We start from the raw sequence: 24,026 nt of genomic DNA on the forward strand, positions 1-24,026 counted from the left end.
TTTTCAGCGTCACTATACGACTGGCAACATTCTAATACAATTGATGTAACAAATAATGCTACACAGACCAGATTTTTAACGAATTTAATGTAAAAAACACTAACAAGTGCACACAAAGCTTCAGAAAAATTGACTTTCCCACGTAAGACCAGTAAAAAAATGGCACATAAACATCCTGGACGGATTAAATAATAAACAAAGGAGATTGTTATGGCGGATAAGAAAGCTACCCTTCACATTGAAGGTCAAGCGCCAATCGAGCTGCCGATTACAGAAGGTGTACTTGGTACTCCAGTGATCGATGTTCGTACACTAGGTTCTAATGGTTTTTTCACTTTTGACCCTGGTTTTCTTGCCACTGCATCCTGTGAGTCTCAAATCACTTTTATTGACGGTGGAAAAGGCATTCTTTTACATCGTGGTTATCCAATCGACCAACTTGCCAATAACGCTGATTACTTAGAAGTATGTTACATACTTCTTTACGGTGAAGCCCCATCTCGAGCTGAGTACGAAAAGTTCAAGACTACCGTGACACGTCACACTATGGTGCACGAGCAAATCGCTAGTTTCTTCCACGGCTTCCGTCGTGACGCTCACCCTATGGCTGTAATGTGTGGTGTTGTAGGCGCTCTAGCGGCGTTCTACCACGACTCACTTGATGTCAACAACGATACACACCGTGAAATTGCGGCATACCGCCTGATTTCAAAAATGCCAACACTGGCTGCAATGTGTTACAAATATTCAATCGGTCAGCCGTTTATCTACCCACGTAACGACCTAGGCTACGCAGAAAACTTCTTACACATGATGTTTGCAAACCCATGTGAAGAGTATGAAGTGAACCCTATCGTTGCTCGTGCAATGGATAAGATTTTCACTCTACATGCTGACCACGAACAGAACGCTTCTACGTCTACAGTGCGTCTTGCTGGTTCATCTGGTGCTAACCCGTTTGCGTGTATCGCAGCAGGTATCGCATCACTTTGGGGCCCAGCTCACGGCGGTGCAAACGAAGCTTGTCTGCGCATGCTTGAAGAGATCGGTAGCGTAGATAACATTGAAGAATACGTTGCGAAAGCAAAAGACAAAGATGACCCATTCCGTTTGATGGGCTTCGGTCACCGTGTTTACAAGAACTACGACCCACGTGCAACAGTAATGCGCGAAGCGTGTCACGAAGTGCTTAAAGAGCTAAACATCCAAGATCCACTACTAGACGTAGCGATGGAACTTGAGCGTATCGCTCTTTCTGATGAGTACTTTGTTTCTAAGAAGCTATACCCGAACGTAGATTTCTACTCAGGTATCATTCTGAAAGCAATCGGTATTCCAGTATCTATGTTTACAGTAATCTTCGCGATGTCTCGTACCATCGGTTGGATTGCTCACTGGAACGAAATGCACAGCGATCCGACGAACCGTATCGGTCGTCCTCGTCAGCTATATACTGGTGAAGAACAACGTGACTTTAAAGCACTTCACGAACGTGAATAGTTGCTATAAATCATAATGTTAAAAGGGGTTGATGTGAGAACATCAACCCCTTTTCTTTTGTACGCTCTCAACCCCGTCATCCTCAAGAATGCGAAGTGAACGAATAAAATAATATCGTCATCCCCAAGAACGAGGGACGAATGAGTTGGGGATCTCCTTAAGCGAGCAGATAAACTATACAGGTTACCTGCTCAATTCTAGAGAACGACGCATACACTCGACTCGTACCCCTTATCTCGCATCTGCTCTTAAACTGGGTTATCGATATCAATAAACTCAACATCCAAGCCATGTTCTTCCGCTAACCATTCACCTAACGCTTTTACACCGTATCGCTCAGTCGCGTGGTGGCCAGCAGCAAAATAATGAATGTCTTGCTCGCGTGCTGAGTAAGTAGTGCGCTCAGAAATTTCACCAGAAATAAAAGCATCAATGCCTTGAGAAGCCGCTAGCTCAATGTAGTCTTGACCACCACCAGTACACCAACCGACGGTCGTTATCATTTTGTCTTGGTTTTCTGGAGCGATATGCAGTGGTTTACGATTTAGAGCTTGATCGATTTTTTCTGCGAATTCAGTACCTGTCATTGGTGTTTTTAATCTACCAAACATAGCAACCGATTGTGGGTGCCCTTCCAAGCCACCTTCTACTTCAATATCAAGCAGTTCAGCGAGTTTGGCGTTGTTACCAAGTTCAGGGTGGATATCGAGAGGTAAGTGATAACCCAAAAGGTTAATGTCATTCTTTATCAGAGTGCGAATGCGTTTGCCCTTCATGCCACGAATTGCCTCTGACTCACCTTTCCAAAAGAAACCGTGATGAACCAACAAAGCGTCTGCGTTCAGTTCTACCGCTTTATCAATCAAGGCTTGAGAAGCTGTTACACCAGTAACGATTCGCTTCACTTCTGTCGCGCCTTCAACTTGAAGACCATTAGGACAGTAATCTTTAATCTGCTGTGGCTGCAGTTTTTCGTTAAGTAGCTTTTCTAATTGTAAGTTAATCATTTTTCTTTCCAGCTTACCTTTATAATAACGTCGTTATATCAATTTACGGGTAGAATGTCGAAAGCCCCACGATGAGTTTATGAGGAAGAGATGACAGCACTGCAACGTTTTTACCAATGGGTCATCGACTCACCGCCATTACTAGAAATCAAGCCACCGGTTTCGGATCTCAGTGCATTCTCTAGCAACCATGCCATCGACTCATCACATACTTATGAGGGTAATCCTAGATTAGGTTTCCTCTACCAATATCTATGCGAGCAAGTGATCGCAGCCTCACCGAATTACTCAATAAAGCACGACGAGATTCAGATCAATGTGGAAGGCAGAACTCTCGGTGCAATCGACTTTATTCTTAAAGAAGAGAGCAGCCAAAAGCTGGAACATTGGGAAGTGGCGATTAAGTTTTATCTGCTCCACGAACAAACATGGTTTGGACCCAACTCTCACGACCAATTGGATAAGAAACTCGACAGGATGCTCAGCCACCAACTCGAAATGTCCTCTTCTGCCGCCTTTGTTGAGCAATATCCAGAAATCGATGTCGACTCAAAACACTTACTGATGCAAGGTCGTCTATATACCAACCCTTTCTTAGAGCAAAACATACCGACAAAATGCTTGGGCTATGACATTAACCCAAGCCAAGTAAACGGCTTTTGGTGCTATCAAGATCAGGCTCATTTAATCAGTGAACCACTGTATCCACTCACCAAAGAGCAATGGGCAGCAGGGACGGATGATTTCAGCAGTCAGCCGATCACCGAGTTCGGTGATCGCTTCGTCCATGGGCAAACAAAGTCGGGGCAATTCTGGTTTGTGATGCCACAAAGTTGGCCACACGGTTAGTCGTCTGAGCTAACTCAGTTACCTTTTCCCGCTTATACGTAACTAACACAAACAAAAAGGGTTGATGCTTTCACATCAACCCTTCTTCTATTTACTTAGCAACTCTAGTAATCGAGATTCGATTATAGGCCAGCGGCTGCAAATACCTGGTTAACAATCTCTTGAGCTTCTGCTTCGATTGCTTTCAGGTGCTCTTCACCCTTAAAGCTTTCACAGTAGATCTTGTAGATGTCTTCAGTGCCTGATGGACGCGCAGCAAACCAGCCGTTCTCAGTTGTCACTTTCAAGCCACCAATCGCAGCACCGTTACCTGGAGCGTGTGTTAAGCGTGCAGTAATTGCATCACCAGCCAACGTCTCAGCAGAAACCATCTCTGGAGATAGTTTCTTCAGCACGTCTTTCTGTGCACCATTTGCTACCGCTTGAATACGGTTGTACTTAGATTCACCGTGTTTAGCGGCAAGTTCTTCGTAGTATTCTTGTGGGTTCTTACCTGTCACTGCTGTGATCTCAGCCGCAAGCAAGCAAAGAATCAGGCCGTCTTTATCTGTTGACCAAGGCGTACCGTCTTTACGTAGGAAAGAAGCACCTGCGCTCTCTTCGCCACCAAAACCAAACTGGCCGTTGTATAAGCCATCAACGAACCATTTGAAACCAACTGGCACTTCACAAAGTTCGCGACCTAAGTCAGAAACTACGCGATCGATTAATGCACTTGATACTAGTGTCTTACCAACAGCAACGTCTTTACCCCAACCTTCACGGTTACGGTATAGGTAATCAATACAAACCGCTAAGAAGTGGTTTGGATTCATCAAACCTTTAGGTGTCACGATACCGTGGCGATCGTAATCTGGGTCGTTACCAAATGCTAGAGCGTACTCGTCTTTAAGCGCCAGTAAGCCTGCCATTGCGTATGGAGAAGAACAATCCATACGAACTACGCCATCTTTATCTAGAGACATGAATTGGAATGAAGGGTCAACCGCTTCACTTACCAGAGTAAGATCTAGATTGTACGCTTTACCAATTTGACGCCAGTAATCAATACCGCTGCCACCCAGTGGATCAACACCAATCTTGATGTTTGCTTTCTGGATCGCTTCCATATCCACGACGTTAACCAAATCAGCGACGTATGGCGCGACTAGGTCAACTTCTTTTACTAGCTCAGACTGTTTAGCCTGTGCGATAGGCGTACGCTTAACACCTTGCATTTGCTCAGCAATGATCACGTTCGCACGGTCTTCAATCGCTTGAGTCAGTTCAGCTTCAGCTGGGCCACCGTGTGTCGGGTTGTATTTAATACCGCCGTCTTGAGGTGGGTTATGTGAAGGCGTGATAACAATGCCGTCGGCTTTTTTGTCATTCACTAGGTTGTGCGTAAGAATCGCGTGCGAGATACCAGGTGTTGGAGTAAAGCCGTTGTTTTCTTGAATAATAACTTCAACACCGTTCGCTACAAGCACTTCGATAACCGTAGAGAACGCAGGCTCAGATAGAGCGTGAGTATCTTTACCTAAGAAAAGAGGGCCAGTTGTACCTTGCTCGGCACGAACTTCAGCAACCGCTTGTGCAATTGCTAGAATGTGGTTTTCGTTAAATGTTGATTTGTCTGCTGTACCGCGGTGACCTGAAGTACCGAAAAGTACTTTATGATCTGGGTTCGTAGCATCCGGTTGCTGTAAGAAATAGTTAGCAACTAAAGCCGGGATATTATGAAGATCTTCCTGCTGAGCTTTCTGCCCAGCACGAGGGTGCATAGCCATTTTTCGACATCCTTATATATAAAATTTTAAAACAAAAAAACCTCATAATATCTTCTTATCCATGGATATTATGAGGTTTAAATCAGATTTCGTTAAATTGAACCTGTTACTTTTTCTATCAATTCTGCTTGGAAATTCATGCGGCTCATAAGCTGCTCAACCATCTGTCTTTTTCGGCTTGTATTGTTATTAGTAATAACCCAAAAAGGACTTTGTGGAATAGCTTTAGGCTTAGTCGTGTTGCCGTTTGCTAGCAACGTCGCTTCGTTATCTGCAAAGTAAACGCGCTTACGGCCTTTTACTTGAGTTGCTTCTGAAAAGCTTAAAGGGTCGATTTTATGCAGTGTTGATAACACAAGCATGAAACGATCAATGGCTTTCTTTAGTGATGCAAACTCATCTGATATTAGTAGTGAGCGCATTTCTTTAACGCCATCGAACTTCTCTGGAGTAAAGCCTACCTCTTTGCTAACAACGATACCTTTTGGCTCAACGATCTCTTCGATCGGAGCCATGCCTTGGCTATCAACCTGTAACAAGCGGCGCAGAATATCTGAAGCGCTTTCGCCAATACGTTCTGTCTGACCCGCAATAAAACGGTATAGGTCCTCATCAACCTCAATTGTTTTCATTCGCTTTTCACAATCTCAATGTTTAAACTCTGGGGGATTATAGCGAGATCCGCGCGGATACTCTACGTCAAACCCACCATGAATAAGATAAAAATGTCAGTACAGCTCAACTATAAAATTGAAGGTGAGGGTCACACCATTGTTTTGATCCATGGGTTATTCGGTAATCTGGACAACCTTGGCTTGCTCGCTAGGGATCTAAAAGCCGATCATCAGGTACTTAGTATCGATCTCCGCAACCACGGTCAATCCTTCCATAGTGACACTCATAACTATCAAGCGATGGCACAAGACGTGGCTCAACTGCTGCATGATCTTAAGTCAGAAGACGTCACTGTGATTGGTCACTCGATGGGTGGCAAAGTAGCGATGGCACTGACACAACATCTTGCGCTGCATAAATTGATTGTCTTGGATATGGCTCCGGTCGCGTACACTCAGAGTCGCCACGACAACGTATTCGCAGGCCTGCAAGCCGTGATAGAAGAAGAGCCGACTTCACGCTCAGATGCACTCAAGGTTCTCGCAAAACATATCGAGATCGATGGCGTTCGCCAGTTTTTAACCAAATCTTTGTTCAAAACAGAGCAAGGCATCATGGAATGGCGCTTCAATGTTGCTTCGTTATTGAGCAACTACCCACATATTATTGGTTGGGAACCGATCGAGAAAACCTCGGTCAAAACCTTGCTCATTAAAGGTGGGGATTCAGATTACCTCACCGCAGAACATCAAGCAGCCGTTCAGCAGCAATTTTCTAACGCAAAAGCGCATGTCATTGCCAACACAGGTCACTGGCTGCATGCTGAAAAACCAGCAGAAGTACTTAGAGCAATTAGAAAATTCATCGCTTAACTGCGCTTTTTCGTGCAGATAAATGAGAGCTGTGTAATTACTGCAGATTAACTTTATCTCACAACAGTGATATAGTGCGCCCAAGCAAAATTGGTATATAAGGTTCCCATGCTTTACGACTACATGAACATCATCGAATCTGTTGGTTTAGATCTCCTGTTTGCCGCGATTTTCTTTTTAATCGGTATGGCAATTAAGGACGTTCTCAAGCAGGGAAATGTTCCTCCATTTGGTCGTCGCATCGTATGGTTAGTACTTTTCCTTGGCTGTGCGGGTTTTATCGCCAAAGGGATAATCCAACTAAGCTGGGAAGGAACTGGGATCTAACGATTCTCTTCCGAACTTTATTACACCGACAACAGACAAAATGAAAGGTAATGATTCTATGGCAAGTGTAGGTCTCTTCTTTGGTAGCGATACAGGTAACACTGAAGCTGTTGCTAAGATGATTCAAAAGCAATTGAGCAAACAGCTCGTTCACGTTCAAGACATTGCAAAAAGCAGCAAAGAAGATATCGATAACTTCGATCTACTGCTGCTTGGTATCCCTACGTGGTACTACGGCGAAGCACAATGTGATTGGGATGACTTTTTCCCAGAGCTAGAAGCTATTGATTTCTCAACTAAGCTTGTTGCTATCTTTGGTTGTGGCGACCAAGAAGATTACGCAGAATACTTCTGTGATGCTATGGGTACTATCCGTGACATCGTTGAAGCGAAAGGCGGTACTATCCTAGGTCACACATCAACTGAAGGCTACGAATTCGAAGCATCGAAAGGTTTAGTTGAAGGCGATGACAGCCAATTCGTTGGTCTATGTATCGATGAAGACCGTCAACCTGAGCTAACTGATGAGCGCGTATCTAACTGGGTTAAACAAATCCACGAAGAGATGTGCCTAGCAGAGCTAGAAGACTAATTCTCTAGTGGTTGTTAATTGTTACAGTTAATAACCATTATGTAGATATGAAAAAACCTCCTTATAGGAGGTTTTTTGCTATTTAAAATCTATTAATTAGCACTCAGCCTCTAATGCTTCATCATCATCTCTAAATTGCGGCTTCTTTCTTACATAGAGGGTGCGTTGAATTTCTGAAACCACATTACCCTGCTTATCTTTCACGTGAATAATAAATTCGGGGAAACACTTTTCACCGAGTTGCGTCTGACGATAGATATCGTCAAGCTGCCCTTGCCTTATCTCAAAATCTGCATACAAGTCCGATTGCCCCGGCTTGATGAAGTTAATGCTCGCTTCTTTATCCCAAACATAATATCGTTCACCTAAAATTCCCATTAACATCAATGAGTAAACGGGATCGGTAAGAGAAAAGATACTGCCGCCATATTGAGTACGATTGGCGTTCTTATTCCACCAGCGTAGCTTAAGTACTGTCTTAACAACCCTAAAGTCAGTGCTAATGTGGGCTATTCGAATACCCGCTCCCCAAAAGGGAGGCCAAATATTAAGAGCAAATTTTACAATGTTGGGTTTATATATTTTTGCGAGTTGCTTATTCATAACAACATTCCATGTTCATATCAGAAACACCGTCACCTTGACTGGTCGTACCTCCACTATAAGTGAGATACTTCCAATTTACAAAACAGATTGTGATGTCAGTAAGTAACCCTTTGAAGTTCGTGGTTTATTGTTATGCCTGACTAAACTATAATGGTATTAATATTGAATTCTGTTAATTGCTGCAGATCATCAACAGGAAAGTATATGTCAGACAATAATCAAGCGCTAAAAGATGCAGGTCTTAAAGTGACCCTTCCACGGCTCAAAATTTTAGAAGTATTACAACAGCCAGACTGCCAACATATTAGTGCTGAAGATTTATATAAGAAGCTGATCGACCTAGGTGAAGAAATCGGTCTTGCAACCGTTTATCGAGTACTTAACCAATTCGATGACGCTGGCATTGTAACTCGTCACCACTTCGAAGGCGGCAAGTCTGTATTTGAACTTTCTACACAGCACCACCACGACCACCTTGTATGTTTAGATTGTGGCGAAGTGATCGAATTCTCTGATGACATCATCGAAGAAAGACAGAAAGAGATTGCTCAGCGTTACAACGTGCAACTAACAAACCACAGTTTGTACTTGTACGGCAAAAGCATTAACGGAGATTGCAAAGGCAATCCAGACGCGCATAAAGCGAAGTAGTAATACAGAACGCTGGCTTAGGCCGGCGTTTTTTATATAGGGCATCATAAAGTATCCATGAAAAGAATCCCGCTAGTTAAGGCTTTTACTTTAATTGAGATGTTGGTTGTTGTAGTGATTATTGCAGTGCTTGCTATTGTTGCCCTTCCCCGTTTTCTTAACATTCAAACCGATGGCCGTATCGCTCTGTTTGACGCTGCTCAATCTCAATTTCAAACTGCGATCACGTTTGCTCACAGTAAATGGCTGGTCAGCGGCGGCGGCAACGCTGAAATGAATGACATGCCAGGTTTTGGGGAAGACGGAGACGGCAATGCTCAATTGGACATAAATGACGTCGGCTACCCACTCGGCGTCGATAAAGGCAACCCTATGGGGCAGCCTTACAACATAGGTCAAGGTGACCAAGGGTGTGTGTCAATATGGAATGCCATTATGACAACCGACCTGACCGCTACTACAGACCCGAACCAGTCCAACAATTTTGATTTTATTACCCGCCGTCAAAACCATAGTTTTGTTGCCAAAGACGATACTCCTCAAAACAAACTCGCGCTTTGCTACTTCATCTACACTGGAGTCGATTTCGACAGCGATCCTGGTAATGCAGGTTATGTTTTCTGGTACAACTCACGCACGGGTGAAGTAACCCAACAAGACCCTAATAATCCCTAAAACTCTGGCTCTAGTGCTTAAAACGCTAGTTGGTCACTAGAAACACCTTGGTAATCAAATTTAAGACACAAAAAAACCGGCTCTAAGCCGGTTTTTTATTGGGTCGTTTTTAACAAACTAAATACTCAAGCATTAAGCTTCAGTTTTACCCCATGTGTCACGTAGACCAACCGTGCGGTTGAAGACTAGTGCATCTGCTTTAGAGTCTTTCGAATCCACACAGAAGTAACCTGTACGTTCAAACTGGTACGCTTGCTCTGCCACACCTTCTGCTAAGCTAGGTTCAACAAAACCATTTAGCGTAACAAGAGATTCAGGGTTTAGCGTTGCAGCGAAGTCATCAGCAGCGGCTGGGTTTGGCACTGTGAATAGACGATCGTACAAACGAATCTCAGCAGGCAGTGCTTTATCAGCAGATACCCAGTGGATAACGCCTTTCACTTTGCGGCCATCTGCAGGGTTCTTACCCAATGTTTCATTGTCGTAAGAACAGAAGATAGTCGTAATGTTGCCTTCTGCATCTTTTTCGATACGTTCAGCTTTGATCACGTAAGCACCACGCAGGCGAACTTCTTTACCTAGAACCAAACGCTTGTACTTTTTGTTTGCTTCTTCACGGAAGTCGTCACGTTCGATCCAAACTTCGCGTGTAAATGGAACTTCACGAGTACCCATTTCTGGCTTGTTCGGGTGGTTTGCAACCGTTAGCGTTTCTACTGTATCTGCTTCGTAGTTTTCGATAACGATCTTAACTGGATCCAGAACAGCCATTGCACGAGGTGCATTTTCGTTCAGATCATCACGGATGCAAGATTCAAGTGAACCGAACTCAATCATGTTCTCTTGCTTAGTTACACCAATACGCTTACAGAATTCACGAATCGAGCTTGAAGTAAAACCACGACGACGTAGGCCAGAAATAGTAGGCATGCGTGGGTCATCCCAACCTTGAACTAGGTTTTCAACCACAAGTTGGTTCAGCTTACGCTTAGACATCACTGTATATTCAAGATTCAGGCGGCTAAACTCGTACTGACGAGGTTGGCAGTCAATCGTGATGTTATCTAGAACCCAATCGTACAAACGACGGTTATCTTGGAATTCAAGCGTACAGATAGAGTGCGTAATACCTTCCAGCGCATCAGAGATACAGTGAGTAAAGTCGTACATTGGGTAAATGCACCACTTGTCAGCCGTTTGATGGTGGTGAGCAAAACGAACACGGTAGATAACAGGATCGCGCATAACCATGAACGAAGAGCTCATGTCGATCTTAGCACGTAGACACGCTTTACCTTCTTCAAAGCCACCGTCACGCATTTTTTCAAACAACGCTAGGTTCTCTTCAGGGCTGCGGTCACGGTATGGGCTCGCTTTACCAGGCTCTTTTAGCGTGCCACGGTACTCACGGATTTGATCAGGACTTAGCTCGTCAACATACGCTAAGCCTTTATTAATTAATTCCACAGCATAAGCATAAAGCGTATCGAAGTAGTTTGATGAGTAACAAATATCACCAGACCATTCGAAGCCTAACCAGCTTACATCATTCTTAATTGACTCAACGTATTCAACGTCTTCTTTTTCAGGGTTTGTATCATCGAAACGAAGATTACATTGTCCCTGGTAGTCCTGAGCAATACCAAAGTTCAAGCAAATAGATTTAGCGTGACCAATGTGCAGGTAGCCATTTGGCTCCGGCGGGAAACGAGTATGCACGCTACTGTGTGTACCATCCGCTAAATCTTTATCAATAATTTGGCGAATGAAATTCGATGGACGAGCCTCAGCTTCACTCATCTATAGCACCTCTATGTATTTAGTATTGTCAGAGAAAGTTATCTTTCGTCCCCAAGAAAACGGTCGCTTATAGCGCCAGTCAAAGATAGAAAGATCATTGTTGCTAATCATCCACAATTCTTAGCCTTTGCACAATAAGAACCGTCCGTTAATTGCGATTATTTCTGCTATTCGATGAAGAATAGAACGAACCGTGTTCGCTGGTCTTAAACTGCAGGCACAAAAAAGCCTCCCGTGTGGGAGGCTTTCAATTTGACACTTACTTAAGAGTAACTTTACGTCTTAATTAAGTACTTCCCTTACTGTGGAAGTTTTACATCAGATAGGTCTTCGCCTGCACCAATAGCTTTCATTTCGCCAGCTACGATTTCAGCTAGTGGGCCTAGGATAACCTGTAGGTTGTTTTCACCTAGTTTAACCACACCTTTAGCACCAAGTTTCTTAAGAACAACTTCATCTGCAACAGAGCGGTCTTTAAGAGTTAGACGTAGACGAGTGATACAAGCGTCGATTGAAGTTAGGTTGTCGTGACCACCTAGAGCTTTCAGGTATTGACGTGCAAGGTCGCCCTTTGGTGCTTCGCCAGCAGGAGCTGCAACAGCTTCGTCATCATCTTCACGACCTGGCGATTTCAAGTTGAAAGCGCGGATTGCGAAAGAGAAAGTGAAGAAGTATAGAGCACCGAAGCCAAGACCGATTAGTAGTAGTACGAATGGTTTAGTTGCTAGACCCCAGTTCAATACGAAGTCGATAAGACCAGCAGAGAAACCGAAACCGTGCAGAGTACCAAACATGTTAGCAACTACTAGAGACAAACCTGTAAATACAGCGTGCATTGCGTATAGAGCAGGAGCTAGGAATACGAACATGAATTCTAGCGGCTCTGTGATACCTGTTAGGAATGAACAGAATGCAACTGAGAATAGTGCGCCACCAACTTGGCTACGTTTTTCAGCAGGAGCAGCTAGGTACATTGCAAGTGCAGCACCTGGTAGACCGAACATCATTACTGGGAAGAAACCGTTCATGAATACGCCAGCGCCTTTATCGCCGCCGAAGAAACGGTGTAGGTCGCCAGATTTAACTGTTTCAGTTACTTCTTTAACAGTTGCAACAATTTCTGGGTTAACTGAGTTAGCAAATTCAAATGTGTACTCTTGACCAACAACTAAAGTTTTAGCTAGTGCAGGGTCAACACAAAGTTGAGAGAAGCCTTCTGCAGCAACTACGATCTCTTGACAAGAGCCCATACCGAACCAGAAGTACGAGTTCAGTACATGGTGTAGACCTACTGGGATAAGTGCACGGTTAAGAGTACCGTAAACAAATTGACCGATAGCGCCAGACGTTGAAACTGCGTGAGCAAGTGCATCTAGACCAGATTGAACAGCAGGCCATACAACACAAAAGATTGCGCCAGCAACTAGAGCAAATAGCCCAGCCATAATAGGAACTAGACGTTTGCCAGAGAAGAATGCTAGCCACTCTGGAAGACGAGTCGCGTGGAATGCATTGTAAGAGTGACCTGCGATGATACCTGCAAAGATACCGCCGAAGAATGACATATTTACACTAGCATCGATGTTTGTTGCGGTTGCTGTCAGAACAAAGTAAGCAACTGCACCAGCAAGACCTGCTGCGCCGTTACCGTCTTTAGAAAGACCAATAGCTATACCCAAACCAAACAATAATGGTAGTTGACTGAAGATTGCGTTACCAGCAGATGCCATGAATGCGATATCGAGTAAGTCTGGTTGACCCAGACGTAGCAGCAATGCCGCAATCGGAAGCGTTGCGATTGGTAGCATTAACGCCTTACCAAGCTTCTGCGCATATCCTAGAATATTCACCAGTTGTTTCCCCCTATAGGATTTTTTAGAATTCGTTTGAGAAACTTATTTTAGTCGCTCAATTTAGTCCTATTCAGTGTATTCAATTAATTTTGCCCCGCAAATTAAAACCTTACCATTTGTGATCCTAATCACCAGTTTTTACCAAATCCAGAGGTTTTTGCTAGCGAGATCATAAAACTTATTTTATCATTCAAAAAAATGAACATTTATGGATAAAATCCAAATCTAATCATTAGGCAAAAAGATGGTAACTCCGGGCTTATAGAGCACCGTGAATAATCATTATTGATGGACCTAAATGTATAATAAAAATCAATTGTTCATATGTTTTTCAACAACTTAAATCGCTTATCATTTTGAAGCCGTTTGCCCATAAAAGATAAATCGTTACGTAAATGATGCTCGCAAACTAAGTCCGCATTTAGGTAACGAACGAATTTAAAAGATCTCACGAAATAAGGATTAGCTGACTATGTACGCGCTAAGTAACTGTAAAATTTACACTGGTAGTGATGTTCTAACCGATCATGCTGTTGTAATCGAAAACGAACTGATCAAAAAAGTCTGTCCTATCTCTGAATTGCCAGAAGGAATCGAGCTTCGCGACCTAGACGGAGCAAACCTAAGCCCAGGTTTCATTGACCTACAACTGAATGGTTGTGGCGGTGTAATGCTTAACGATGAGATCACTGCAGAAACCATGCAGATCATGCACAAAGCAAACCTGAAATCTGGCTGTACTAGCTTCCTACCAACGCTTATCACCTCTTCAGACGAAGATATGCGTGCGGTTATTACGGCAGCTCGTGAATACCATAACCAGTACCAAAACCAATCTTTAGGTCTGCACCTTGAAGGCCCTTACCTAAACGTTGCGAAAAAAGGCATCCATAGCGTCGATCACATTCGTAAATCTGACAACGAAATGATTGAGCTTATCTGTGAGAACCGTGACCTTGTTGCAAAAGTTACATTGGCTCCAGAGCTTAACGACCCTGAACACATCGAACGCCTGCACAAAGCTGGCGTTGTCGTTTCTATCGGCCACACCAACGCAACTTACGCAGAAGCGCGTCAAGGTTTCGAATCTGGTATCACGTTCGCCACTCACCTGTTCAATGCAATGACGCCGATGGTTGGTCGTGAGCCTGGCGTTATTGGCGCGATTTACGATACTCCTGAGGTTTACGCTGGCATTATTGCCGACGGCTTCCACGTTGATTACGCAAACATCAGAATTGCGCATAAAATCAAGGGAGAAAAGTTGGTATTAGTGACGGATGCCACAGCTCCTGCAGGTGCTGACATGGAATACTTTATTTTTGTCGGTAAGAAAGTATATTACCGTGATGGTAAGTGTGTTGATGAAAACGGCACACTGGGCGGCTCAGCTCTGACTATGATTGAAGCAGTTCAGAATACAGTTGAGCACGCTGGTATCGCTTTAGACGAAGCTCTTCGCATGGCTACGCTATACCCAGCTACGGCTATCGGTGTAGAAAGCAAGCTAGGTCGAATCAAAAAAGGCATGGTTGCAAACCTAGCTGTATTTGACCGAGACTTTAACGTTAAAGCGACTGTTGTTAACGGACAATACGAGCACAATTAAGTATGAATGGCGGACAAATAGGTAACGTAGACTTAGTTAAACAACTAAACAGTGCGGCGGTATACCGACTTATAGACCAACAGGGACCTATCAGTCGTATACAAGTGGCTGATGTAAGCCAACTCGCACCGGCAAGTGTTACAAAAATTACCCGCCAACTTTTAGAGCGCGGCCTAATTAAAGAGGTTGCGCAGCAAGCGTCTACTGGCGGTAGACGCGCTATCTCCCTAACCACAGAAGTAGAGCCTTTTCATTCTGTTGCTGTGCGTTTGGGTCGAGACTACATTCAAATAAGCCTGCATGACCTTGGTGGTCGTGAATTGGCTTTCCAACAGCAAGACCTGAATTATTCAGACCAATCAGACCTTACCCAAGGCTTGGTCAATAACCTCAAAGCTTTCATTGCTGAGCATCAACCAAAGATCGATCAACTGATTGCTATTGGTGTCACGCTTCCAGGCTTGGTTAACCCAACGACCGGTGTTGTTGAGTACATGCCGAATACCGACATCGATAACCTCGCATTAAGCGACATTATTCGCGATACATTCCATGTTGCTTGTTTTGTTGGTAACGATGTTCGTGGAATGGCGCTTGCTGAGCACTACTTCGGTGCAAGTAAAGATAGCCAAGATTCTATTTTGGTCAGTGTTCACCGTGGTACAGGTGCAGGTATTATCGTTAATGGTCAGGTTTTCCTAGGTCATAACCGTAATGTGGGTGAAATTGGTCATATCCAAATTGATCCGCTAGGCGAGCAATGCCAATGTGGTAACTTCGGCTGTCTTGAAACAGTAGCGGCAAACCCAGCTATCGTTGAACGCGTGCAGAAGCTGATTAAACAAGGCTATGAGTCTTCTTTAACAGAGCTTGAGCATATTACGATTCAAGACGTTTGTGACCACGCGATTAATGGTGATGAGCTAGCCAAGCAAAGCTTAGTTCGAGTAGGAAACCAGTTAGGTAAGGCTATCGCGATGACGATTAACTTATTTAACCCTCAAAAAGTTATCATTGCTGGTGATATTACCAAGGCACAAGAGATTGTTTTTCCTGCAATTAAGCGCAATGTAGAGAATCAGTCGTTAACGACTTTCCATAGCGGCCTGCCTATTGTAGCATCACAGATCGATAAACATCCTACGATGGGAGCTTTTGCTATGATTAAGCGCGCCATGCTTAACGGCGTGTTACTGCAGAAGCTTCTCGAAGACTAGAGAAAACAATTCTGATTTTCCGCGGGCCGTGTTTGTATAAACACGGCCCGTTTTTTTAAGCTAGGGAACTACAACAACAAGTTATGGAACTTATATTAATATCCACTGCGTTTATCGCAGGATTTATTGCTTTAAAATGTCACCTTCCCCCATTAGTTGGTTTTTTGGTTGCAGGCTTTGGGCTTTTTGCCTTTGGCTTTGAAACCAATGACACCATCATTACTTTAGCTGACCTTGGTGTCACGCTGCTTCTATTTACTATCGGCTTAAAGCTCGATATCAAAACCCTATTCTCTAAAGAGATCTGGGCTGGCGCGACAATCCACAACCTTTTGTCCACTCTGTTTTTCGCCGTCGCCCTGTTTGGCTTTAAGTTCTTAGGTATTTCATCGCTAGCTGCCATGTCGGTAGAACAGATCGTTCTGCTCGGTTTTGCTCTTTCATTCTCTAGTACTGTATTTGCGGTTAAGACTCTGCAAGAGAAAGGCGAAATGAATGCGACCTACGGAACGTTAGCGATTGGTATCTTGGTCATGCAGGATATCTTCGCCGTAGTATTCTTAACGGCTTCTACGGGCAAAATACCTGAGTGGTATGCAATTGCTCTGTTTGCCCTACCCTTATTACGCCCACTGTTCTACAAAGTGCTCGATTGGGTTGGTCACGGTGAGATGCTGGTTCTTTCCGGCATCTTCTTCGCATTAGTCGTCGGTGCTGGTTTATTCCATTTGGTTGGTGTGAAACCAGATTTGGGGGCTCTTGTTCTAGGTATGTTACTTGCTGGTCACCCAAAAGCCTCAGAATTATCAAAGTCGCTGTTTAACCTTAAAGAACTTTTCCTTGTCTGTTTCTTCTTGAATATTGGTCTGTCAGAGCAACCAACCATTCAAGGCTTTATGCTCGCAATCTTGTTCTTGCTGATGCTGCCAGTGAAAGGTGTTCTCTACTTCTTGGTACTCAACCGCTTCAAGTTCCGTGTTCGAACGTCTCTACTTGCCTCGCTATCACTGTTTAACTATAGCGAGTTTGGCCTCATCGTTGGTGGTCTCGCCTTCAAGATGGGTTGGATGTCGGGTGATATCTTAGTTGCCGTTGCCATTGCAGTTTCACTGTCTTTTCTAATCGCTGCTCCTTTAAACCGAGCTGGTCATAAGCTTTATCAGCAGTCAGGTAAATGGCTAAAAGAGCATGCGTCAGAAAAGCTTCACCGACGTGATAAGCGAATTGACCCTGGTCGTGCCCAAGTGCTTATTCTAGGTATGGGCCGAATTGGTACCGGTGCTTATGACGAATTACGTACTCGCTATGGCAAGGTCAGCCTAGGTGTAGAAGTGCGTGAAGAAGCCGCGCACAACCACAGAAGCCAAGGCAGAAACGTGATTTCTGGCGACGCGACTGACCCAGATTTCTGGGAGCGAATTCTAGATACAGCAAACGTAAAGCTGGTGATTTTGGCAATGCCTCACCACCAAGGTAATCAAACCGCTTTAGAACAATTAAAGTCACGTAACTTTAAAGGCCAAATTGCGGCTATTGCTGAATATCCCGATCAACTCGAAACACTGAAAGAGAATGGCGTTGATGCGGCATTTAACATTTACAGCGAGGCTGGTAGTGGTTTTGCTCGCCACGTTTGCGAACAGTTAAATCCAAATATCAATAAAATCTAGTATTAGACAGTGTTCAACTAAACCTCTCAAAACTGCCTATTTTTCGCACTTTTGAGAGGTTTTTGTTTAAAAAACCAACCGCAATTAAACATCACACACCAAAAGCACATAAAAATTAGATAATTTCTAACAGAACACCCTTTATATTATTTTTTTGCTCACATCCGGTTGCTTTTTTTAGCCAGAATGGCAAATTGAATGCAGTTGATTTGGAAATTATTTAAAAGGAAGTTCTATGTGTTCAGTATTTGGCATTCTCGACATTAAAAGTGATGCCGCAGCACTTCGCCCTATTGCTTTAGAAATGTCTAAGAAGCTTCGTCACCGTGGTCCAGACTGGTCTGGTATCTATGCTGGTGAAAAAGCAATCCTTGCTCATGAACGTCTTGCTATTGTTGGCTTGAACAGTGGTGCTCAACCACTATACAGTCAAGACAAAAAGCACATTCTTGCAGTAAACGGTGAAATTTATAACCACAAAGAACTTCGTGCACGCTATGAAGATAAGTACCAGTTCCAGACTGATTCTGACTGTGAAGTTATCCTAGCGCTATACCAAGAGATGGGTGCAGACCTTCTAGAAGAGCTTAACGGTATTTTCGCATTCGTTTTATACGACGAAGAGAAAGACGAGTACCTAGTGGGCCGCGACCATATTGGTATCATCCCGCTTTACCAAGGTTACGATGAGCACGGCAACTACTACGTGGCTTCAGAGATGAAAGCATTGGTTGAAGTATGTAAGACGATCAGTGAATTCCCTCCAGGTAGCTTCTACTCTTCGAAAGATGCTGAACCTCAACGCTACTACATCCGCGATTGGAACGAGTACGCTGCGGTACAAGGCAACAGCACAAGCAAAGAAGAACTGACTGAAGCGCTAGAAGCAGCCGTTAAACGTCAACTAATGACTGACGTTCCTTACGGTGTACTTCTATCTGGTGGCCTGGATTCATCAATTACTTCAGCAGTTGCAAAACGCTTTGCGGCAATGCGTATCGAAGATGATGAGCAATCTGAAGCTTGGTGGCCACAACTGCACTCGTTCGCTGTTGGTCTTGAAGGCGCACCAGACCTTATCGCTGCTCGTGAAGTTGCGGACAAGATCGGAACTGTGCACCATGAGATGACTTACACTATTCAGGAAGGCCTAGACGCAATCCGTGACGTTATCTACCATATCGAAACTTACGATGTAACGACGATTCGTGCATCAACGCCAATGTACTTGCTGGCTCGTAAGATCAAAGCGATGGGCATCAAGATGGTACTTTCAGGTGAAGGTGCTGATGAAATCTTTGGTGGTTACCTGTACTTCCATAAAGCGCCAAACGCGAAAGAGTTCCACGAAGAGACAGTACGTAAACTGCTTGCTCTAAGCATGTTCGACTGTGCTCGTGCAAACAAATCGCTAGCGGCATGGGGTGTTGAAGGCCGTGTACCATTCTTGGATAAAGAGTTCATCGATGTCGCAATGCGTCTGAACCCTGAAGATAAGATGTGCGGTAACGGTAAGATGGAGAAACACATCCTGCGTGAGTGTTTTGAAGACTACCTACCAGATTCAATCGCATGGCGTCAAAAAGAGCAGTTCTCTGATGGTGTTGGCTACGATTGGATTGATACATTGAAAGCAACGGCTGAAGCAAAAGTAACGGATCAACAAATGGAAGCTGCTAAGTTCCGTTTCCCTTACAACACGCCAACAACCAAAGAAGGTTATGCTTACCGTGAAATCTTTGAGGAGCTATTCCCTCTAGAATCTGCGGCAGAGTGTGTACCTGGTGGTCCTTCAGTTGCTTGTTCATCAGCGAAAGCGATTGAGTGGGATGAGTCATTCAAAAACTGTGTCGACCCATCAGGCCGTGCAGTACAAGCCGTTCACAACGATGCTTACAACGCTTAGAGCGTTTTGAACAAATCCTAAAGACTAAAAAAGGCGCATTATGCGCCTTTTGTTTTAAGCCTATTTTTATTACTGCAGTTATGCGCGAGCTTGTAGTGCTTCGTTCTCAATACTGATTGGAACGACTTGGCTGATCATTTTCACCAGCATAATCGATCGAGCCTCACCGTCTTTCTGATCGAAAATAGCTTCAACCCCAGCAAATTGGCCACTCTGAATCTTAACTACCTGTCCAGATTCAAACTCAACACAACAATCTTCCACTTCGTTACTGCAGCACTTCTCAAACTCTTTAAGTTCAAACACCAAGTCTCCTTGGACCTCGTGCGGCAGTGAACCGAACTTAATAAAGTCCACAACGCCACGTGTTGAACGAACGGTCGTGAAGCTAGGACCTTGCTCATAGTCGAAGCGAACAAAGATGTAAGACGGAAACAGCGGTTCTTTGACCTGCTTTTCTTTCCCTCTCACCACCTTTTCGACTTCTATTTGAGGGTAAAAGCACTCTACCCCCTGATTCTCTAAGTGCTGCTGAGCGCGTTTTTGATCACCACGCTTACAGTAAAGCAAATACCAACGTTTCATTTGACTAGCCATTTTATATTTTTAGATATTTTACCACATGCCTAAAACGGTTAAATCACCATTAATAAAATGAATCGTTGCTAACGAAAAATAATGCGTAGCAGACCAATTTATCAACAAAAAGTTATAGGTGTCGGAGTGGTTAAGCATTGTACAGAGATCATTTAGAGATCAAAAGACTCATTGTTGTAAGCATATGTATGCCCCACCTAATGCGCATGCCACTCCCTTCAAACTCAAAATGATACACCAGAGCAATATATCTAAAGATTTTAATTCAACACAACTTTAATGAAGGTTATTAACCAACCAACTCAAATCTGGAAAATTAGTTTGCAGCACATCTAAAATGGGCAACATTAAAAATAAAGATATTTAATATCAACACCTTAGTTAAACCAAGTTGTCGTGACCATAAAATAAGTCTATTGCAGACTTTTATCCCACTGTGTATACATGAATGACCATAAAATCTTTTAATACCTAAAATTAGTAAAACTTATGCCAAGCAACCACAACATCTTTGGCCACCCTAGAGGCCTATTTCTACTTTTTAGCACAGAGCTATGGGAACGTTTCTCTTACTATGCGATGCGCGCCATCCTTGTCTTATTTTTGACTGACACTACCCTCAACGGTGGACTGGGTTGGTCAACGAAAGACGCACTCGATCTCTACGGTATTTACACCGGTTTAGTCTACATCACACCATTAATTGGTGGCTGGATTGCCGATAACTACCTAGGTCAGCGTAAATCAATTCTGATTGGCGGTGTATTAATGGCACTTGGCCAATTTACACTGGCTCTACCTAACGGCTTCATCGGTTTAGACCAAGTGAACGCTCTGTACCTTGGTTTAGCACTGCTAATCAGTGGTAACGGTATGTTTAAGCCGAACATCTCAACCATGGTTGGCGATCTGTACCAAGAAGGCGATAACCGCCGTGACGGTGCTTTCACCATTTTCTACATGGGCATCAACTTAGGTGCGCTGCTTGGTGGATTAATTTCAGGTGCTGCTGTCGATTCATTCGGTTGGAAAGCAGGTTTCCTAGCCGCTGGTATTGGTATGGTTATTAGCTTGATCATGCAAGTGACAATGGCTCAGTCTTGGTTAGGCAACATCGGTTCTGTACCTGCTGCTGCAAGAGCGAAAGCACTGAACAAATCTAAAGAAAAAGCGCCACTGACCAAAGAAGAGTTCGACAGACTAAAAGTGATTCTTATCATGGGTCTGTTCGTGATTGTATTCTGGGCGGGCTTTGAACAAGCTGGCGGCCTAATGAACATCTACACTCAACAATATACTGACCGTATGATTGGTGGCTTTGAAGTTCCTGCTGCGTGGTTCCAATCTTTGAACCCATTCTTCATCATTACACTTGCTCCAATCATTGCTGCGTTCTGGGTGAAACTGGGTAAGCGTGAACCCAACTCTCCTGTGAAGTTTGCAATGGCATTGTTCTTCTTAGCACTGGGCTTTGTGTGCATGATGGGCGCGGTAATGGAGCAAGGCGGTGACCTAACAGTGAAAACATCAATGCTATGGCTAGTCGGCGCTTTCTTCTTCCATACCCTTGGTGAGCTTTGTCTATCTCCTATTGGCCTGTCGTTGGTCACTAAGTTAGCTCCGCTTCGCCTAGCATCATTGATGATGGGTGCATGGTTTGGCTTCAATGCGGTGGCAAACTACGTGGCAGGCCTGGTTGGTTCTCACGTTGGTGAGCTTGGTGCTATGTCAATCTTCAGTGGTATTGCTATCACAGCAACGGTGAGTGGCATATTACTGCTGCTTTGTGCTGGTAAGCTTGTGTCATGGATGCACGGCGTAGAAACCAACATGACGCTTGAAGCAGAGCCTAAAGCTAAGCAAGCAACAGAGACATCTGCGGCTTAACTCTCAAGCTGTTTCAAAACGAAATATCCTGATCAAAAAGGGCTGCTCAATGAGCAGCCCTTTTGTTATTTGTATTATGCGCCTTAATGCTAACGATAAGTCATAATCAAGGCTCAGCATCTGTTAGCGATACAGCGCCACTAACTCTGCCATCATATCGATGTGCGAATCTCTGTCGTTCAGACACATAATGTAGCTAAAGTCCGAACCACCAGCGTCAATGAAAGTCTCTTTACACTGGTCTGAAATCTCTTCCAACGTTTCCAAACAGTCAACCGAAAAGGCAGGTGCCATAATGTCGATCTTCTTGATGCCTTTACTCGGCAGTGATTCAAGTGTCTCGTCAGTGTATGGCTTCAACCACTCTTCTCGACCAAATCGCGATTGGTATGTCATTGTGATATCGTCCGCTGACAAACCTAACTCTGCCGCAAGCAGCTTTGTTGTCGCTTCACAATGCTGAGGGTAGATATCGCCTTCATCAGCCAGTCGCTTCGGAATACCGTGGAAAGAACACACTAAATGATCGGCTCTGCCATTTTTATCCCAATGACTGCGGACGCTTTCAGCCAATGCTTTGGCATAGCTTGGGTGCGCGTAGTAGTCGCGAATAAAGCGATAGCTCGGGATAACTGGCATCTGCTTAAAGGCTTTGGTTAAACCATCAGAAACCGCCGCTGTGGTTGTACCAGAGTACTGCGGATATAAAGGCAGTACGATGATGTCCTCAACGCCCTGCTCCATCAGTTGCTCAACACCAGTCTTTAGGCTTGGGTTGCCATAGGTCATACCCAGTGCAACAGGCATCTCTAGCTTCTTCTGGAGCTTTTCAGCTTGTCTTTGAGAGTACACAAGCAGTGGTGAGCCTTCATCCATCCAGACAGACTGATACAGCTTAGCAACTTTAGGCGAGCGAATCGGTAAAATCACCCCATGTAATATAGGACACCAAAGCCAACGCGTTAGGTTTACAACTCGCTTGTCGTGTAAGAATTCACTCAAAAATCGACGAACGCCAGCGGGGGTCGCCGAATCTGGAGTTCCTAAGTTCACCAGTAAAACACCCTGCTTTTTATTATTTTCCATAGATACCTGAGACCAATATGTGATTTTCTGGAAAGTAATATACTAATCTGCATAAGTTTAAGATCATTGCGCCTCAATGAAAGTCTGAATAATCACTCTTCATATGAGATACACAACATCCACTCTCAATTGCTAGCCACTGCCATCGGGTCTGAACCGTTCTGAATCATGTGCAATCAAATTATCTAGATTGGTATCGTACTAAAAATTGAAACAAAAAAAGCGACCCTTAAGGTCGCTTCCAATATATCAAATTCTAAAACTGGCTGTTAGCCAATTATGCTAGTGCTTTCTCAAGTTCTGCACTAACTTCAGCAACTTGCTTAGTACCATCAAACTTAAGGTACTGAGTGTTGCCTGCTTCAGCTTCTTTACCGTAGTAAGAGATTAGCGGAGCTGTTTGATCGTGGTATACACCTAGACGTGCACGAACTGTTTCTTCTTTGTCGTCATCACGTACCACTAGGTCTTCACCCGTTACGTCATCTTTACCTTCTTCTTTAGGCGGATTGTACACAGTGTGGTATGTACGACCAGAAGGAAGGTGAGCACGACGACCAGCCATACGCTCAACAATCACATCGTCAGCTACGTCAAATTCAACAACGTAATCAACAGCGATGCCCATTTCTTTTAGGCCATCAGCTTGTGGGATTGTGCGTGGGAAACCGTCTAGTAGGAAACCTTTCTCACAGTCATCTTGAGCGATACGCTCTTTGATAAGACCAAGGATAATTTCATCAGAAACTAGCTGACCAGCGTCGATTACTGATTTTGCTTGCTTACCAAGCTCAGTACCCGCTTTGATAGCAGCACGTAGCATGTCACCAGTTGAAATTTGAGGGATACCAAATTTGTTCATGATGAAGTTAGCTTGAGTACCTTTACCCGCGCCAGGAGCACCTAGAAGAATGATGCGCATGTTTAATCCTCTTATA

The 24,026-nt window shown here is 44.0% G+C and carries 21 protein-coding genes; 12 read left to right on the plus strand and 9 right to left on the minus strand.

What is annotated here, in order from left to right; translation table 11 throughout:
* Positions 1-210: 210 nt before the first annotated feature.
* Entirely contained in the window at positions 211-1,500 is a 1,290-nt protein-coding gene (locus AB6D06_RS02855; RefSeq protein WP_017061949.1) for a citrate synthase, read from the plus strand.
* A 248-nt stretch (positions 1,501-1,748) separates the two neighbouring features.
* On the opposite strand, the gene AB6D06_RS02860 is transcribed toward AB6D06_RS02855, so the two are convergent.
* A complete protein-coding gene (locus tag AB6D06_RS02860; protein ID WP_102428736.1) occupies positions 1,749-2,507 on the minus strand; it encodes a Nif3-like dinuclear metal center hexameric protein in 759 nt (252 codons plus the stop codon).
* A 90-nt stretch (positions 2,508-2,597) separates the two neighbouring features.
* Here AB6D06_RS02860 and AB6D06_RS02865 point away from each other — a divergent pair, with 90 nt between their 5' ends.
* On the plus strand, positions 2,598-3,356 hold the full coding sequence (locus tag AB6D06_RS02865; protein WP_017061951.1) for a DUF1853 family protein: 759 nt from the start codon (positions 2,598-2,600) through the stop codon (positions 3,354-3,356).
* A gap of 122 nt (positions 3,357-3,478) precedes the next feature.
* On the opposite strand, the gene pgm is transcribed toward AB6D06_RS02865, so the two are convergent.
* A complete protein-coding gene (pgm, locus tag AB6D06_RS02870; protein WP_017061952.1) occupies positions 3,479-5,125 on the minus strand; it encodes a phosphoglucomutase (alpha-D-glucose-1,6-bisphosphate-dependent) in 1,647 nt (548 codons plus the stop codon).
* A gap of 92 nt (positions 5,126-5,217) precedes the next feature.
* On the minus strand, positions 5,218-5,757 hold the full coding sequence (gene seqA, locus AB6D06_RS02875; RefSeq protein WP_017061953.1) for a replication initiation negative regulator SeqA: 540 nt from the start codon (positions 5,755-5,757) through the stop codon (positions 5,218-5,220).
* Between the two features lie 93 nt (positions 5,758-5,850).
* On the opposite strand from seqA, the gene AB6D06_RS02880 reads away from it, so the two are divergent.
* From AB6D06_RS02880 to fldA, 3 genes are all read left to right on the plus strand, one after another.
* Entirely contained in the window at positions 5,851-6,612 is a 762-nt protein-coding gene (locus tag AB6D06_RS02880; protein ID WP_017061954.1) for an alpha/beta fold hydrolase, read from the plus strand.
* Between the two features lie 108 nt (positions 6,613-6,720).
* Positions 6,721-6,939 (plus strand): DUF2788 domain-containing protein, encoded by a 219-nt coding sequence (locus AB6D06_RS02885; protein ID WP_004737900.1) that lies wholly within the window; start codon positions 6,721-6,723, stop codon positions 6,937-6,939.
* A 58-nt stretch (positions 6,940-6,997) separates the two neighbouring features.
* Positions 6,998-7,531, plus strand: a complete 534-nt coding sequence (gene fldA / locus AB6D06_RS02890; protein ID WP_010436745.1) for a flavodoxin FldA — start codon at positions 6,998-7,000, stop codon at positions 7,529-7,531.
* Positions 7,532-7,627: 96 nt separating this feature from the next.
* Here fldA and AB6D06_RS02895 read toward each other — a convergent pair whose 3' ends face one another.
* Complete coding sequence (locus AB6D06_RS02895; RefSeq protein ID WP_017061955.1) at positions 7,628-8,134, minus strand: DUF4442 domain-containing protein; 507 nt, start codon at positions 8,132-8,134, stop codon at positions 7,628-7,630.
* Positions 8,135-8,341: 207 nt separating this feature from the next.
* Between AB6D06_RS02895 and fcrX the strand changes: the two genes are divergently transcribed.
* Positions 8,342-8,788, plus strand: a complete 447-nt coding sequence (gene fcrX / locus AB6D06_RS02900) for a ferric iron uptake transcriptional regulator FcrX (RefSeq protein WP_017061956.1) — start codon at positions 8,342-8,344, stop codon at positions 8,786-8,788.
* 57 nt (positions 8,789-8,845) lie between these two features.
* A complete protein-coding gene (locus tag AB6D06_RS02905; protein WP_371724299.1) occupies positions 8,846-9,463 on the plus strand; it encodes a prepilin-type N-terminal cleavage/methylation domain-containing protein in 618 nt (205 codons plus the stop codon).
* A gap of 132 nt (positions 9,464-9,595) precedes the next feature.
* Here the strand turns inward: AB6D06_RS02905 and glnS are convergent, their stop codons facing one another.
* On the minus strand, positions 9,596-11,263 hold the full coding sequence (glnS, locus tag AB6D06_RS02910; protein ID WP_017063407.1) for a glutamine--tRNA ligase: 1,668 nt from the start codon (positions 11,261-11,263) through the stop codon (positions 9,596-9,598).
* A 299-nt stretch (positions 11,264-11,562) separates the two neighbouring features.
* Entirely contained in the window at positions 11,563-13,113 is a 1,551-nt protein-coding gene (gene nagE, locus AB6D06_RS02915) for an N-acetylglucosamine-specific PTS transporter subunit IIBC (protein ID WP_372109922.1), read from the minus strand.
* Positions 13,114-13,588: 475 nt separating this feature from the next.
* On the opposite strand from nagE, the gene nagA reads away from it, so the two are divergent.
* The 4 genes from nagA (at position 13,589) to asnB (ending at position 19,518) form a co-directional block, all read left to right on the plus strand.
* Positions 13,589-14,725 carry an N-acetylglucosamine-6-phosphate deacetylase gene (gene nagA, locus AB6D06_RS02920; protein WP_372109923.1) on the plus strand — a complete coding sequence of 379 codons (1,137 nt, stop codon included), beginning with the start codon at positions 13,589-13,591 and terminating at the stop codon, positions 14,723-14,725.
* Positions 14,726-14,727: 2 nt separating this feature from the next.
* On the plus strand, positions 14,728-15,942 hold the full coding sequence (locus AB6D06_RS02925; protein ID WP_017062194.1) for an ROK family protein: 1,215 nt from the start codon (positions 14,728-14,730) through the stop codon (positions 15,940-15,942).
* Positions 15,943-16,025: 83 nt separating this feature from the next.
* Entirely contained in the window at positions 16,026-17,612 is a 1,587-nt protein-coding gene (locus AB6D06_RS02930) for a cation:proton antiporter family protein (protein ID WP_102320163.1), read from the plus strand.
* A gap of 235 nt (positions 17,613-17,847) precedes the next feature.
* A complete protein-coding gene (gene asnB, locus AB6D06_RS02935) occupies positions 17,848-19,518 on the plus strand; it encodes an asparagine synthase B (RefSeq protein ID WP_017062196.1) in 1,671 nt (556 codons plus the stop codon).
* 78 nt (positions 19,519-19,596) lie between these two features.
* On the opposite strand, the gene rfaH is transcribed toward asnB, so the two are convergent.
* Positions 19,597-20,103, minus strand: coding sequence for a transcription/translation regulatory transformer protein RfaH (gene rfaH, locus AB6D06_RS02940; protein WP_017068990.1), 507 nt, complete (start codon positions 20,101-20,103; stop codon positions 19,597-19,599).
* Positions 20,104-20,604: 501 nt separating this feature from the next.
* Here rfaH and AB6D06_RS02945 point away from each other — a divergent pair.
* Positions 20,605-22,002, plus strand: coding sequence for a peptide MFS transporter (locus AB6D06_RS02945; RefSeq protein WP_017062198.1), 1,398 nt, complete (start codon positions 20,605-20,607; stop codon positions 22,000-22,002).
* A gap of 123 nt (positions 22,003-22,125) precedes the next feature.
* On the opposite strand, the gene hemH is transcribed toward AB6D06_RS02945, so the two are convergent.
* Positions 22,126-23,088, minus strand: coding sequence for a ferrochelatase (gene hemH / locus AB6D06_RS02950; protein ID WP_017063404.1), 963 nt, complete (start codon positions 23,086-23,088; stop codon positions 22,126-22,128).
* A gap of 277 nt (positions 23,089-23,365) precedes the next feature.
* Positions 23,366-24,010, minus strand: a complete 645-nt coding sequence (adk, locus tag AB6D06_RS02955) for an adenylate kinase (protein ID WP_017062200.1) — start codon at positions 24,008-24,010, stop codon at positions 23,366-23,368.
* Positions 24,011-24,026: the final 16 nt, after the last annotated feature.

Source organism: Vibrio sp. 10N.239.311.G01 (assembly GCF_041465805.1).
In the GTDB taxonomy this organism is placed as follows: Bacteria; Pseudomonadota; Gammaproteobacteria; order Enterobacterales; family Vibrionaceae; genus Vibrio; species Vibrio crassostreae_C.

Coding starts and splice junctions, on each gene's coding strand:
- AB6D06_RS02945 (WP_017062198.1), top strand. CDS start 20,605: ATGCCAAGCAACCACAACATCTTTGGCCACCCTAGAGGCCTATTTCTA.
- AB6D06_RS02905 (WP_371724299.1), top strand. CDS start 8,846: ATGAAAAGAATCCCGCTAGTTAAGGCTTTTACTTTAATTGAGATGTTG.
- pgm (WP_017061952.1), bottom strand. CDS start 5,125: ATGGCTATGCACCCTCGTGCTGGGCAGAAAGCTCAGCAGGAAGATCTT.
- AB6D06_RS02865 (WP_017061951.1), top strand. CDS start 2,598: ATGACAGCACTGCAACGTTTTTACCAATGGGTCATCGACTCACCGCCA.
- nagA (WP_372109923.1), top strand. CDS start 13,589: ATGTACGCGCTAAGTAACTGTAAAATTTACACTGGTAGTGATGTTCTA.
- hemH (WP_017063404.1), bottom strand. CDS start 23,088: ATGGAAAATAATAAAAAGCAGGGTGTTTTACTGGTGAACTTAGGAACT.
- AB6D06_RS02930 (WP_102320163.1), top strand. CDS start 16,026: ATGGAACTTATATTAATATCCACTGCGTTTATCGCAGGATTTATTGCT.
- AB6D06_RS02855 (WP_017061949.1), top strand. CDS start 211: ATGGCGGATAAGAAAGCTACCCTTCACATTGAAGGTCAAGCGCCAATC.
- adk (WP_017062200.1), bottom strand. CDS start 24,010: ATGCGCATCATTCTTCTAGGTGCTCCTGGCGCGGGTAAAGGTACTCAA.
- rfaH (WP_017068990.1), bottom strand. CDS start 20,103: ATGAAACGTTGGTATTTGCTTTACTGTAAGCGTGGTGATCAAAAACGC.
- asnB (WP_017062196.1), top strand. CDS start 17,848: ATGTGTTCAGTATTTGGCATTCTCGACATTAAAAGTGATGCCGCAGCA.
- AB6D06_RS02925 (WP_017062194.1), top strand. CDS start 14,728: ATGAATGGCGGACAAATAGGTAACGTAGACTTAGTTAAACAACTAAAC.
- glnS (WP_017063407.1), bottom strand. CDS start 11,263: ATGAGTGAAGCTGAGGCTCGTCCATCGAATTTCATTCGCCAAATTATT.
- AB6D06_RS02895 (WP_017061955.1), bottom strand. CDS start 8,134: ATGAATAAGCAACTCGCAAAAATATATAAACCCAACATTGTAAAATTT.
- AB6D06_RS02885 (WP_004737900.1), top strand. CDS start 6,721: ATGCTTTACGACTACATGAACATCATCGAATCTGTTGGTTTAGATCTC.
- seqA (WP_017061953.1), bottom strand. CDS start 5,757: ATGAAAACAATTGAGGTTGATGAGGACCTATACCGTTTTATTGCGGGT.
- AB6D06_RS02880 (WP_017061954.1), top strand. CDS start 5,851: ATGTCAGTACAGCTCAACTATAAAATTGAAGGTGAGGGTCACACCATT.
- AB6D06_RS02860 (WP_102428736.1), bottom strand. CDS start 2,507: ATGATTAACTTACAATTAGAAAAGCTACTTAACGAAAAACTGCAGCCA.
- fcrX (WP_017061956.1), top strand. CDS start 8,342: ATGTCAGACAATAATCAAGCGCTAAAAGATGCAGGTCTTAAAGTGACC.
- fldA (WP_010436745.1), top strand. CDS start 6,998: ATGGCAAGTGTAGGTCTCTTCTTTGGTAGCGATACAGGTAACACTGAA.